The 12,705-nt window shown below is 41.9% G+C and carries 8 protein-coding genes; 5 read left to right on the forward strand and 3 right to left on the reverse strand.

What is annotated here, in order from left to right; all coding sequences use genetic code 11:
* Positions 1–569: 569 nt before the first annotated feature.
* Both aceA and aceB read right to left on the reverse strand, forming a co-directional pair.
* On the reverse strand, positions 570–1,847 hold the full coding sequence (gene aceA, locus M23134_RS36440; RefSeq protein ID WP_002705868.1) for an isocitrate lyase: 1,278 nt from the start codon (positions 1,845–1,847) through the stop codon (positions 570–572).
* Between the two features lie 224 nt (positions 1,848–2,071).
* Positions 2,072–3,682, reverse strand: a complete 1,611-nt coding sequence (gene aceB, locus M23134_RS36445) for a malate synthase A (RefSeq protein WP_045115045.1) — start codon at positions 3,680–3,682, stop codon at positions 2,072–2,074.
* Positions 3,683–3,958: 276 nt separating this feature from the next.
* On the opposite strand from aceB, the gene M23134_RS36450 reads away from it, so the two are divergent.
* Positions 3,959–5,473: a helix-turn-helix domain-containing protein gene (locus M23134_RS36450; RefSeq protein ID WP_002705870.1), complete on the forward strand. Its 1,515-nt coding sequence runs from the start codon at positions 3,959–3,961 to the stop codon at positions 5,471–5,473.
* 1,115 nt (positions 5,474–6,588) lie between these two features.
* Here the strand turns inward: M23134_RS36450 and M23134_RS36455 are convergent.
* Positions 6,589–7,584 (reverse strand): dipeptidase, encoded by a 996-nt coding sequence (locus tag M23134_RS36455; protein ID WP_002705871.1) that lies wholly within the window; start codon positions 7,582–7,584, stop codon positions 6,589–6,591.
* Between the two features lie 398 nt (positions 7,585–7,982).
* On the opposite strand from M23134_RS36455, the gene M23134_RS36460 reads away from it, so the two are divergent.
* From M23134_RS36460 to M23134_RS36475, 4 genes are all read left to right on the forward strand, one after another.
* Positions 7,983–8,573, forward strand: coding sequence for a TetR/AcrR family transcriptional regulator (locus tag M23134_RS36460; RefSeq protein ID WP_002705873.1), 591 nt, complete (start codon positions 7,983–7,985; stop codon positions 8,571–8,573).
* A gap of 350 nt (positions 8,574–8,923) precedes the next feature.
* Complete coding sequence (locus M23134_RS36465) at positions 8,924–9,262, forward strand: hypothetical protein (protein ID WP_002705874.1); 339 nt, start codon at positions 8,924–8,926, stop codon at positions 9,260–9,262.
* A gap of 420 nt (positions 9,263–9,682) precedes the next feature.
* The gene (locus M23134_RS36470; RefSeq protein WP_002705876.1) at positions 9,683–10,738 is read left to right on the forward strand and encodes an efflux RND transporter periplasmic adaptor subunit; all 1,056 of its coding nucleotides are present in this window, start codon (positions 9,683–9,685) and stop codon (positions 10,736–10,738) included.
* Between the two features lie 174 nt (positions 10,739–10,912).
* Positions 10,913–12,705: efflux RND transporter permease subunit (locus M23134_RS36475; protein ID WP_002705879.1), on the forward strand; the 1,793-nt coding region annotated here is incomplete at its 3' end.

A 12,705-nucleotide genomic window follows, 5' to 3' on the forward strand; every position in this document is an offset into this window, starting at 1 on the left:
TTTTTGGTGGTCTAGGGCGATCCAAGGGGTAGCCCATACGTTTGCGTTTTGGCTTGTTTTATGGGTGCAAACCCTCTGGTTTGAATTTTCTATTTTTTGTATTTGTTAAGGTGACCCCCTACGTTTGCGTTTTGGCTTGTTTTATGGATACGAAACTGCGCGATTGAATTTTCTATTTGTTAAGATGACCTTTGTAGGGGTTACCCTTGTGGTCGCCCTATCGTGTATCAAGCCTCGTTCTGATTATTTTTCTTCTTTATTTTGGGTTGTTTTATGAATTGGGCATGTTTGGCTTGAATTTTCTATTTATATCAAGCCTCGTTTTGATTATTTTTCTTCCTTATTTTTGGTGGTCTAGGGCGATCCAAGGGTAGCCCCTACGTTTGTGTTTTAGCTTGTTTTATGGGTGCAAACCCTCTGGTTTGAATTTTCTGCTTTTGATCTTTCTTTAATAAATCAGACCCTTGTATTATGCCAAACAAAAAAACCGACCGGAAAGCATCCGAACGGTTTTTAGTCAACAAAAACACACAATCACATCTACTATGAAGTGAACAGGTCGCTCACTTCTAGAATTGCTCCTCTTCGGTAGAACCCTTGAGGGCAACAGTAGATGCCTGTCCTGAAGTTACGGTGTTTTGCACCGCATCAAAGTATCCGGTTCCAACAAAAGCTTGGTGTTTTACCGCACTGAAACCGTCTGCCTGTAAGGCAAATTCTCTTTGTTGTAAGGCAGAATAGCCCAACATTCCTTGATCTTTATAAGCCCTTGCCAACTCAAACATGCTAGTGTTGAGCGCGTGGAAACCAGCCAGTGTAATAAATTGGAATTTGTAGCCTAATTTAGCCAGGCTTTCACGGTATTCCAGCATCTCCTGATCGCTTAACTTAGAAGCCCAGTTAAAAGAAGGGGAACAGTTGTAAGCCAGCATCTTCTCAGGGTATTTGGCGTGAATAGCTTCGGCAAATTGCTTGGCTTCTTCAATGCTTGGGTGCGAAGTTTCCATCCAAATAAGGTCGGCGTAAGGAGCATAAGACAAACCACGATCAATGGCTTGCTCAATACCGCTTTTTACATGAAAGAAACCTTCGTGGCTTCTTTCACCAGTCAAAAATTTATGATCTCTTGGGTCTATGTCACTGGTAAGTAGTTGAGCCGCGTCTGCGTCAGTACGTGCTACCAATACTGTAGGTACACCCATTACATCACTGGCAAGGCGAGCCGCTACCAGTTTGTTGATAGCTTCGGTAGTAGGTACCAATACCTTTCCTCCCAAGTGGCCGCATTTTTTAGCCGATGACAATTGGTCTTCGAAGTGAACCCCGGCAGCACCTGCCTTGATCATTGCTTTCATCAATTCAAAAGCGTTTAGGTTACCACCAAAACCAGCTTCAGCGTCGGCCATAATAGGCACCAACCACTCTGTTTTATCTTCTCCTTCGCCTACCGACTGAATCTGGTCAGCTCTAAGCAAAGCGTTGTTAATTCTTTGTACTACTTTAGGAACGCTGTCAGCAGGGTACAAGCTTTGGTCAGGATACATCTCGCCAGCAAGATTAGCATCAGCTGCCACTTGCCAGCCACTCAAATAGATCGCCTGTAAGCCAGCCTGTACCGCCTGTACAGCTTGATTTCCAGTTAAACAACCCAAACCAGCTACATAATCCTGGCTTTGCATTTTACGCCACAATGTTTCAGCACCCAATTTGGCAATGGTGTGCTCAATACGGTAAGACCCCTGTAGTTTTACTACCTCTTCGGCAGTATAAGGTCGTTCTATACCTTTCCAGCGTGGATTTGTAGACCAATCTTTGATTATTTCGTTTATTTTATCAATCTTTGTCATAATAATTTGCGTTTTTAAATAACCCAAGGCAGATAGTGGCAGCTATTTGCCTTTTTTTGTTTTATAAGTTGGGAGTTGGTAGACGATAGTCAGTAGTGGTTATCATCTCACAACTCTAAATGATTTAATTAAATGGTTATATTAGTAGCCAGTACACCGATATTCATCGGCATCTAAAGACTTGCGACTTGTCGCTTAAAGCTTGCTCCTGTCGGAGCTACCAACTATGAAATATGTTTATAAGCTTCCAGCGTTAAGAATTCTTCAAATTGGTCGTTGGTTACCAGCTCATCAAAAAGTTTGATGGCAAGTTCAAATTGACCTTTTTGGTAGCGTTCTTCGCCTACATAAGCTTTTATTTTGTCAAGTTCAGAAGGTAACACCTCTTTGTATAGTTTCACGTTTACTTCTCTTCCATCGTCAAGTTTTACCCCGTCGTTGTGGATCCATTGCCACACCTGAGCGCGCGAAATCTCCGCAGTAGCGGCATCTTCCATGAGGTTGTATAAAGCGGCTGCGCCTACACCATTGAGCCACGATTCTATATAAAGAATCCCTACATTGATGTTGAGCCTTAGCCCTGCTTCGGTGATTTTTCCACCTTCAATGTTAAAATTGAGTAAGTCTTCAGCAGTGATGTTATATTCCTGGCTTCTGGTTTCGTGTTTTTGGTTAGGCTGGTCGCCCAACTCTTTGGTAAACACCTCCAGGGCTACCGGAACCAAATCAGGATGAGCCACCCAAGTACCATCAAAACCGGTTTCAGCTTCTAGTTCTTTATCCGCTTTTACTTTGGCAAAAGCGTTTTTATTGACTTCTTCGTCTTTACGGCTAGGAATAAAAGCCGCCATACCACCCATTGCGTGTACGCCACGTTTGTGACAGGTTTTTACCAATAATTTGGCATAAGAACGCATAAAATGCGTGGTCATTCCTACTTGTATCCGGTCAGGAAAAATTCGGTCAGGATACTGGATAAATTTCTTAATGGCACTAAATATATAGTCCCAGCGTCCGGCATTGAGTCCTGCCATGTGTTCGCGCAACTCATAAATGATTTCATCCATTTCAAAAGCCGCCAGAATAGTTTCAATCAATACCGTGGCTTTGATTGTACCCTGAGGAACCTTTAATTCTTGTTGAGCCAGCACAAAGGCATCGTTCCAGAGGCGCGCCTCCAGGTGAGACTCTAGTTTAGGCAGGTAAAAATAAATGCCCGAACCTTTAGCTTGCAATGTGGCAATGTTGTGGAAAAAATACAGTCCAAAATCCATCAAACCACCCGACACAGGTTGCCCATCTATCAACACGTTTTTATCTACCAGATGCCAACCACGAGGGCGAACCATCAATACTGCGTGTTTTTCTTTTAGCTTATAAGCTTTTCCTTTTTCGTTTACAAAGTCAATCTTGCGATTGATGGCATCTCTTAAGTTTACTTGCCCTTGCAAACAGTTGTCAAGAGTAGGCGAGTTAGAGTCTTCAAAGTCGGCCATGAATACCTTGGCGCCAGAGTTTAACGCATTGATAATCATCTTGCGGTCTACTGGGCCGGTAATCTCAGTACGGCGATCTTGAATTTCGGCAGGTACCTCGGCAGCTTTCCAGTCACCCTCGCGCACACTTTGAGTAGCAGCAAGAAAATCAGGCATTTCACCTTGATTGATTTTTTGCTGACGTTGCTCACGTTCTTGTAATAGTGCTTGACGGCGTTTCTCAAAAGTGCGGTGTAGCTTTACCAAAAAAGCCTGGGCTTCCGGCGTAAGTATATCGGCATACTTTTTTTGAATCTTTTCGTCTTTTATTTTAAATCCTTCGATAAGTGTTTCTTGCATGGGAGTGTTAAAAGGTTTTCGTTTTCTGTTGTACAAAGAAAAGAAAAGCGAAAACAAAAAACAAGCGAAATTTCGCTAAATGTGGAAAATATTTAATTTTTATACTTTCTGTATTAATAAAAGGTTTCGCTATATTTGTACAATCCTATTCTTTAGGAGATTATTAAAAACAAGCAGACAGCCTAATATACCAAACGATCAGGAGGTTGGATAAAAAATCAATAACCATTTGTTGTTTGCCAATCGTTAAAAACAAAAGAATAAAAGAATACGCCTTTGAAGATTAAAGAAGAAAATATCAGACTCATTTTTGGGGTAAAGGTCAAGCAATTGAGAACTGAAAAGAAGCTTTCGTTGGCTGAAGTATCCAAAGCAACTGGCATATCTATTTCTTATTTGAACGAAATAGAAAAAGGAAAAAAGTATCCTAAGCCCAACAAAATAGCTACGTTGGCACAAACCCTTGAAGTAGATTATGATTGGTTGATTTCTTTGCAACTAAGCAAAAAACTGGCACCTATTGCCGAACTCATTCAATCTGACATGCTCACCAGTTTGCCTTTAGAGATTTTTGGCATCGAGTTGAGCACCTTGATAGACATGATTACCAACACGCCTGCCAAGGTGAGTGCTTTTATAAGCACCCTCATAGAAATAGCCCGAAACTACGACATGAGCGTAGAGCGTTTCTATTTCTCAGTATTGCGCTCTTACCAGGAAATGCATGAAAACTATTTTGAAGACCTGGAGCAAGCAGCCGAAAAATTTGCCAAAGAGCATCAGCTTGGCGACCTACCCTTAAGTGTAGCCACTTTAGAGCAATTGCTTAAAGAAAAGTATCAGTATGAAATAGACCGTGAGAGCATATTGGAGTACCCAATACTAAAGAGTCAACGCTCAGTGCTTATTCCTAAAGGTAGGGGAGGAGGCAGGTTGTTGCTCAACCCAAACCTTGCTACCAGCCAAACTTTGTTTACTTTGGGCAAAGAGTTGGGCTACAATTACCTAAAGCTCCGCAACCGTTTTTATACTTCGTCTACCATTAAGGTAGATTCTTTTGAGCAAATCCTGAACAATTTCAAAGCTTCTTATTTTGCCAACGCCTTGTTGATGCCTGCCAAACACTTTGTGACCAAGTTGAAAGGGGCAATTACCTTAAGTACCTGGAACGAATCCGTATTTTTAGGCTTGTTGGACGAATACGATGCATCGCCCGAAATGTTTTTGCACCGCCTCACTAATTTGGTACCTCGTTTTTTTGGACTTAAGCAATTGTTTTTTTTGCGGTTTCACCACACCCGCGACAACGACGAGTATGAGTTGAACAAAGAGTTGCACCTGGCGGGTTTGTACAATCCACACGGCAACATGCTCAACGAACACTATTGCCGTCGTTGGGTGTCTATCAATATTCTCAAAGACCTGGAAAAAGCCCAAATAGGGAACAAGCCTAAAACCAGCAGTGGAGTGATTTGCAGCGCCCAGCGTTCGCAATATATAGATTCAGAAAACGAATACCTGTGTATTTCGTTGGCGCGTGCCATCAATCCTACCCCCAATACCAACAGTAGTGTGACCATTGGTTTTTTGATGACCAAAGAGTTTAAACGCAAAGTGAAGTTTTGGAACGATCAGGCAATTCCAACCCGACGAGTGGGAGTAGCTTGTGAACGTTGCTCTAACCTGGATTGTAAAGAACGGGCAGCTGAGCCTTTGAGTGTAGAAGAAAAAAATAGTACTGATGAAATGCAGGACGCTTTGAACAAACTTAAGTTACGGTGGGGGAATTGATCTTATATTTAATTAAGAATTTTCAATTACGAATTAGCGCAAAGCGAGGCTGAAAACAAAAACCAGCGCCCAACCTGTCAAGAACTGTGTTAAAAATCAAATTTTTCTTTCCCGTATTGGTCTTAAGGCTTTAGCCAGACCAACACTTGCCAACCCCAAAGTTTGTCCACAAGTTGTTTTTCAAGTTTTGGGTGAACGTTGCTCAGGTCACCCTGTGGTAAGACCTTCGCGGAGATAGAGAGGAAAAAAACAACTTTCCCGTGTTGGTCTTAAGGCTTCAGCCAGACCAACACATGCTAACCCTAAAGCCTGTATACAAGTTGTTTTTCAGGTTTTGGGTGAACGTTGCTCAGGTCACCCTGCGGTAAGACCTTCGCGGAGATAGAGAGGGAAAAAACAACTTTCCCGTGTTGGTCTTAAGGCTTTAGCCAGACCAACACATGCTAACCCCAAAGTTTGTCCACAAGTTATTTTTCAAGTTTTGGGTGAGTGTTGCTCAGGTCACCCTGCGGTAAGACCTTCGCGGAGATAGAGAGGAAAAAAACAACTTTCCCGTGTTGGTCTTAAGGCTTTAGCCAGACCAACACATGCTAACCCCAAAGTTTGTCCACAAGTTATTTTTCAAGTTTTGGGTGAGTGTTGCTCAGGTCACCCTGCGGTAAGACCTTCGCGGAGATAGAGAGGGAAAAAACAACTTTCCCGTGTTGGTCTTAAGGCTTTAGCCAGACCAACACATGCTAACCCCAAAGTCTGTATACAAGTTATTTTTCAAGTTTTGGGTGAGCGTTGTTCAGGTCACCCTGCGGTAAGACCTTCGCGGAGATAAATAATTCAACCCCAAAAAACAACTCTCCCGTGTTGGTCTTAAGGCTTCAGCCAGACCAACACATGCTAACCCCAAAGTCTGTCCACAAGTTGTTTTTCAAGTTTTGGGTGAACGTTGTTCAGGTCACCCTGCGGTAAGACAGTTTAATTACGAATTACGAGTAGGCAACTAGTGATCATTAATCAATTAAAGTGTTGATTTGCAGTAAATTAAACTAAAATATTGAGATAGAGGTTTTACCTGCCTATGCTAAACTTGTCACTTGCTGCTCATACCTTGTCGCTTTTACTTAAAACTTCCATGTCTTCTCCAAAAACGTCATGACATTGCCATAGCTTAAGGCGTCAATGTCTTGGCGCGAGATATAATCACGTAATTCTTGGTTAACCTCAGGGTATTTGCTGGAGTTTTCGTGGGCAGGAAAAAAGAAAGGCTTACGACTTTCGTCGGGATGGTCATCTGTAAAAAAGAAATCGGCACCATAGGCAAGATGGCGGTGCGCTTGTTGATTAATGCCATATAAAATATGGTGTAGTAGTTTGGCAGGTTGGGTGTCGTGTATATACGCCCGCAAAAAGTTGATACCTATAATGCCATCGCGTTGTACTATTTCCTGTACATACTCATCGGGTAAGTTGCGCGGATTGTCCCAGATGGTTCTAAAGTTAGAGTGGCTGGCAATCACAGACAAATTGAGCTTTTGACGGTCGATAAACTTAAATATGTCATAAGCCAGGTCGTCGCTGGTGTGCGAGAGGTCAATGGCTGTTTCGGGGTGATGCTCGGCAAGGTGCTCTAGTAGGGCTTTGCCATCTTTTTTGAGCCCAGCTTCGCTTTTATTGCCACCTCCAAAGCGGTTTTCGTGGTGGTGGGTAAGGCTAATATATAGTACCCTGCCCAGTTGCTCATACATTTTGTCTAAACGAGCCAAACCGTGTGCTAAAGGTTCTTCTTCTTCGCAAAACCCTGAAGCGTTTTCAATAGAAGCCACAATACCCACCCGCGATACATCATTAAAAACTGCTTTGATTTGTTCTAAAGTGTGGGCTGGGGCAAACTGATCGCTGTGTTTTTCTAACAACTGTTGATAGATAGCACATTCTCTGGTGGCCATTTGGGTGCTTCCGGCTGCAGTAGGACTATAAATTGCCAATGTTTGTACTTTTACCTTGCCTTGTTGCAGGTGAGGCAAAGCACACCCAATCTCAACATCGTTGTGGGTTCTTTGGGAGTTTTCAGACAAATAAGACAATAAGTCACAATGCAAGTCAAATATTGGAAGCATTTTGTTCAGCAATTTATTTAGACAAAATTTATATATGAGACGAAAGTTAAAAGATTTCGCCCGAAAGTAAAAAGATTTAACTAAAGAGCGTGAAAATTAAGTCATTAGTTACGTTTTGGCTCTGAATTTATTCTTGGTAAGACTACTAAAGTGATCTAACCGTAGAACAAGCTTGACTTTATCATTAAATTTTTGCGCTTACTGAAGCAATGGTTCTATAAGCAGCGCCTGCTTGATTGTATGAGTATACAAGTTTTAGAGGTTTTTTGGGCAAGAGCACAAGACACACAGATAAAAAATACACTAAAGGTTTTGTATATATAAAACTAAGTTGTACTTTTGGACTATAATACGAAGTTGGTCTATAAGTCTGATTAAAAACTAAAACCTACTACCTGATGCAAAAAGACGAAGAGATACAAGAATTTATATTGCAAAAAGCCAAAAAGCTGTTTCAACGTTATGGGTTAAAAAAAACCACCATGGAAGAAATAGCCAAAGCTGCGGGTAAGGGTAAAAGTACGTTGTACTATTACTTCAAAAGCAAAGATGAGATTTTTGAGGCAGTAGTAAAACAAGAAACTGAACAATTACACAAAGAGCTTAAGGAGCTGACTAGTCAGGCAAACGATGTGCAAACCCGGCTAAAGCTTTATTGTATCACACATTTGCAAAAGCTCAAAGAAAAGGTAAATCTGTATCAGATTGTGTTTAGTGAGTTGTCAGACCAAATGGGCATGATGTATGAACTGCGTAAAAAGTTCAACCATTTTGAGTTAGATTTTTTGACTCAAATATTGACTGAGGGGGTTGAAAACAATGAAATTGAACTAAGTAGAGAAGACATAGAATGGTTTGCGGTAGTAATGTCGGCAGCTATGAAAGGCATAGAAACCCACTTGGTACTGTTTGAACAACACCCCAACTTAGAAGATAAAGCGGGTAAAATGATTGACATGTTTTACCACGGAATCAAGCGACGCAAATAGTTGGTGTTATACTTGGCAAGTAGGGGCGATGCCGCCCTTTGTTTTGTTAAAAATTAGACCAAAAAACCAAAAAGGTCTATAAATTCAATTTTTTCACTAGCTTTGCACAAAATTTTTTATTTATCAACCGACCAAAAAACCAAGATAGTCTAAAAATGCTAATCAGGAAATGATGAAAGTGGGGAAACAAATCAAAAAGCTTCCATTTTCTATCTGTATATTTTATAAACTTCTAAAAATCAATGTATTATAAATAGGCAGCAGGCTTGAAGCTTATCGCTAAAAGCACCGATATGTATCGGCATCTAAGGACTTGAGACTATAGAAGCTCCTGACTAAAAAATAAATCAATGGAAAAAGTAAAGTTACAGCTCAGAACACAATGCACCCATTACCTCAAAATGTTGGATGAGGAGCGTTGTCTGATACCCAATGAAGTAAACACTGCGTCATTGCGCGATATTTTGTACAAAACCCTGTATCTCAATCAGGCAAATACTCAAGTAAACCTGCAGCAACTCGATTGGCTGACCCAAGTTACTTTGGCTTCGCTCATAGAGCTCCTTTGGTTGGCAGACACCAACATAGACCAACAACTTGATATGGTGCTTGATATTTTGTGCGATGCAGTAGCTAATAGTCAACAGCCCCTACAGCCTCAAGCTTTTAGCAACAAGCTTCAAGTTTGAGGCTGCTCTACAAGCAACTTACCCGATTTTATAAAGTGTTGATTTTTAATGATTTATAAAATCGGTAGATGGAAGTCATCCATGAGCAATTAAAAATTTTGTAGGCAATAGTCTACCGTGGATATTACCACTATAAAATAATCATCCAAAAATAATAACCAGCCATCAATTCGCTAATTTGCAAATAGGAGAATAAAGCTATTTCCATTGCTTATTAATGTGGACAAGTATATTTGATTTTCGACCAAAAAACTGAAATAGTCTAAAAACACTAAACAGGAGACAGTGAGCATGTAGAGGTTTTATAAACCGCTAAAAATCAACAACCTGTGGAATTAGTAGAAACTGTTAGAACAAGGTGTGAAACCCAGTTCCTTACAGGGGCTATTAGCTCCCGTCTCCTGACTAAAAAACTAAAACATGAAAAATATAAACACTTATGTAATTGCCCTTATAGCAGCATCATTGTTAGGGGCATGCAGTGCCAAAAAACAACACACCAGTTTGGCAAAGGCACAAGTAAAAACCCAGCAGTTGCCCATTAAGGTAACTGTAGCAAAAGTGGCATTGTCAAAAACCGAAGGCAACCTGTCTTATAGCGGCACTATTGAGCCTTCTACCTCTATTCCGTTGAGCTTTTTGATGCCTGGGTTGGTCAAAGATATTTATGTAAAAGAAGGACAACGTGTAAGCAAAGGACAATTGCTTGCCCGCCTGAGCCAAGACAGTCAACAAAGTGGCTATGAGTTGGCACTTGCCAAACAAAAACATGCCGAGCACGCCTACCACAACCTGAAGCCAATGTATAAAAGTGGCAGCTTGCCCGAAATGAAATGGGTAGAGGTAAAAACTGGCTATGAGCAGGCAAACGCTGCGGTGGCACTTGCCAAAACCAATTTAAACAATGGTGACTTACACGCACCAGTGAGTGGGGTCATTGGCAGAAAAATGCTGGAACCTGGTATGACTGCTTTGCCAGGTACGCCTGTGATACAATTAGTACAACTTCATCAACTTTCGGTAAAAGTATCGGTGCCCGAAGGCGAAATAAGTCAGATAAAAACCGGGCAACAGGCTCAAATTAAAATATCGGCTTTGCAAGACAAGGTGTTTGCGGGTACAGTAACCGAAATAGGAGTGATGGCAAACGCCATTTCGCGCACTTATGATGTGAAAATAGCCATTGCCAATGTACAAAACGAAATAAAGCCTGGAATGATGTGCCAAGTATCGTTGGCGCAACGTCAGGCGGCCAAATTATTAGTACCCTATCAGGCAGTGTCGAACGATATAGAAGGAGAAACCTATGTGTATGTGGTCAATCGCCAGACAATGGAAGCCCAGAAGCAAGCCGTGAAGGTAGGGCTGTTTCGTCAAAACCAAATAGAAGTATTGGCAGGGCTGCAAACGGGACAGCAAGTAGTAGTAAGAGGAAAACATAAACTGACTGATCACGCGAAGGTAAGTGTTCAATAGTCTATAGTTGGTAGTTAGGAGTCGGGAGTCAATAGCTTCGACAGCCTCAAGTCCTTAGATACCGAAGCATATCGGTGCTTCAAGTTTGACGCTGCTCTATAAGCAACTTACTGAAATTTTTAGCCTTGCTTCGCGAACCATACAACAATAGAGCAATAAAGCCATTTTTAAGCAATGAAAGAAGATAATATAAACCCCCGCCGTAGAATGAACTTCATCGAGGCGGCAATGAAATACAAAGAGATCAGCCTCATTATTACTGTGTTGTTGATGGGCTTGGGTGGGTATGCGTTTTTTAACATGCCTCGCCAAGAGTTTCCCCAGTTTACCATCCGTCAAGGCTTGGTCGTAGGAGTATACCCTGGAGCTTCGTCGCAACAGGTAGAAGAACGCCTCACAACCGAAGTAGAAAATTATTTGTTTGGTTATCAGGAAGTAAACAAGCTCAAAACTTACTCTATTTCTAAGGAAGGAATGATGATTATGTTTGTAGAGCTACGCGATGGTGTGAAAAATCCTGATGTGTTTTGGTCAAAATTGCGCCACGGCTTAAACGAAGTAAAACGCCAATTACCCCCTGAAGTACTTGCCTTGATTGCCAACAACGATTTTGGCGATACCTCGGCATTATTGCTGACGATTACCTCCGAAAAACGCACTTATAAAGAACTAGAGGCTTATCTGAAAAAGGTAGAAAGCGAGTTGCGAAAGATAGAAGGTGTATCGAAACTGAAGCATTTTGGCTTGCAAAAAGAACAAATCTTGGTGCATATTCAGCCCGAAAAGCTGCAAAACTTTAATGTAAAGCCTATTACTATTTTGTCAGCTTTGCGCACCGAGGGTACAGTCAATTATTCGGGGAGTCTGGACAATGGCAATATGAGCATGCCTTTGCACTTGCCCCCACGCTATGAGTCGGAAGAAGACCTCGCCAACCAGATTATTTATGCCGACCCACAAGGCAACCTTATTCGCCTAAAAGATGTGGCACGGATAGAACGTCGTTATAAAACGCCCAACTCTTTTATCAACTATCAGGGCAGCAAATCGTTGTTGCTTTCGCTCGAAATGCAGCCCGGCAACAACATTGTGCAGTTTGGCGACGAAGTGAGCAAAGCTTTGGCAAAAGCCAAGGCAAAGCTACCCAAAGATGTAAAAATGGAGCGCATTGCCGATATGCCTAATGTGGTACACCATGCCATTTCGCATTTTATGAAAGAGTTTGGTATTGCGGTACTGTCGGTCATCATTGTTACTATGTTGCTGTTGCCTTTCAGAGTGTCAGCAGTGGCAGGTATCACCATACCTATTTCTATCTTAATTACCCTGGGCGTGTTGTCTTCTATGGGCATAGAGCTGCACACGGTTTCGTTGGCGGCACTGATTGTAGTATTAGGGATGGTAGTAGATAACTCTATTGTGATCATTGACAACCACTTGGAAAAGCTAGACCACGGCGAAAGCCCCTGGAATGCTGCCTGGAAAAGTGCTTCTGAACTGTTTTTACCTGTGTTTGCCGCTACTTTGGCCATTGCTGCCTCTTACTTTCCGTTGATGTTTTTCTTGAAAGGCACCGCAGGCGATTTTATCCAATCATTCCCTATCACCATTGCAGTAGCCTTGGGATCATCCTTATTAGTAGCGGGTTTGTTGGTTCCTTATATGTGTTATGTATTCATCAAAAAAGGTTTTCACCAACCCACCAATGCTCAACCCAAACGCGCTGGAATGCTGGATTACTTGCAAAAAGGCTATGATTGGGCGCTCGAAAAAGCCTTTAGTGCGCCACCACTTACTGTAGCCTTGGGTGTAGCCTCTATCGTAGCGGGGGGTGTATTGGCAGCAGGTTTGTCTCAGCAGTTGTTTCCTCAGGTAGAACGCGACCAATTGGCCATTGAAGTATATTTGCCCGAAGGCAAAGCCTTGGTACGCACCGCCAACGTAGTGAACACGCTGAAGATATATGC

The sequence above is a fragment of the Microscilla marina ATCC 23134 genome (genome assembly GCF_000169175.1).
Lineage (GTDB): Bacteria > Bacteroidota > Bacteroidia > Cytophagales > Microscillaceae > Microscilla > Microscilla marina.

Bases quoted from the DNA above. Each gene is read 5' to 3' on its own strand.
- aceA (WP_002705868.1), bottom strand. From the start codon at position 1,847: ATGACAAAGATTGATAAAATAAACGAAATAATCAAAGATTGGTCTACA.
- M23134_RS36460 (WP_002705873.1), top strand. From the start codon at position 7,983: ATGCAAAAAGACGAAGAGATACAAGAATTTATATTGCAAAAAGCCAAA.
- M23134_RS36465 (WP_002705874.1), top strand. From the start codon at position 8,924: ATGGAAAAAGTAAAGTTACAGCTCAGAACACAATGCACCCATTACCTC.
- M23134_RS36470 (WP_002705876.1), top strand. From the start codon at position 9,683: ATGAAAAATATAAACACTTATGTAATTGCCCTTATAGCAGCATCATTG.
- M23134_RS36455 (WP_002705871.1), bottom strand. From the start codon at position 7,584: ATGCTTCCAATATTTGACTTGCATTGTGACTTATTGTCTTATTTGTCT.
- aceB (WP_045115045.1), bottom strand. From the start codon at position 3,682: ATGCAAGAAACACTTATCGAAGGATTTAAAATAAAAGACGAAAAGATT.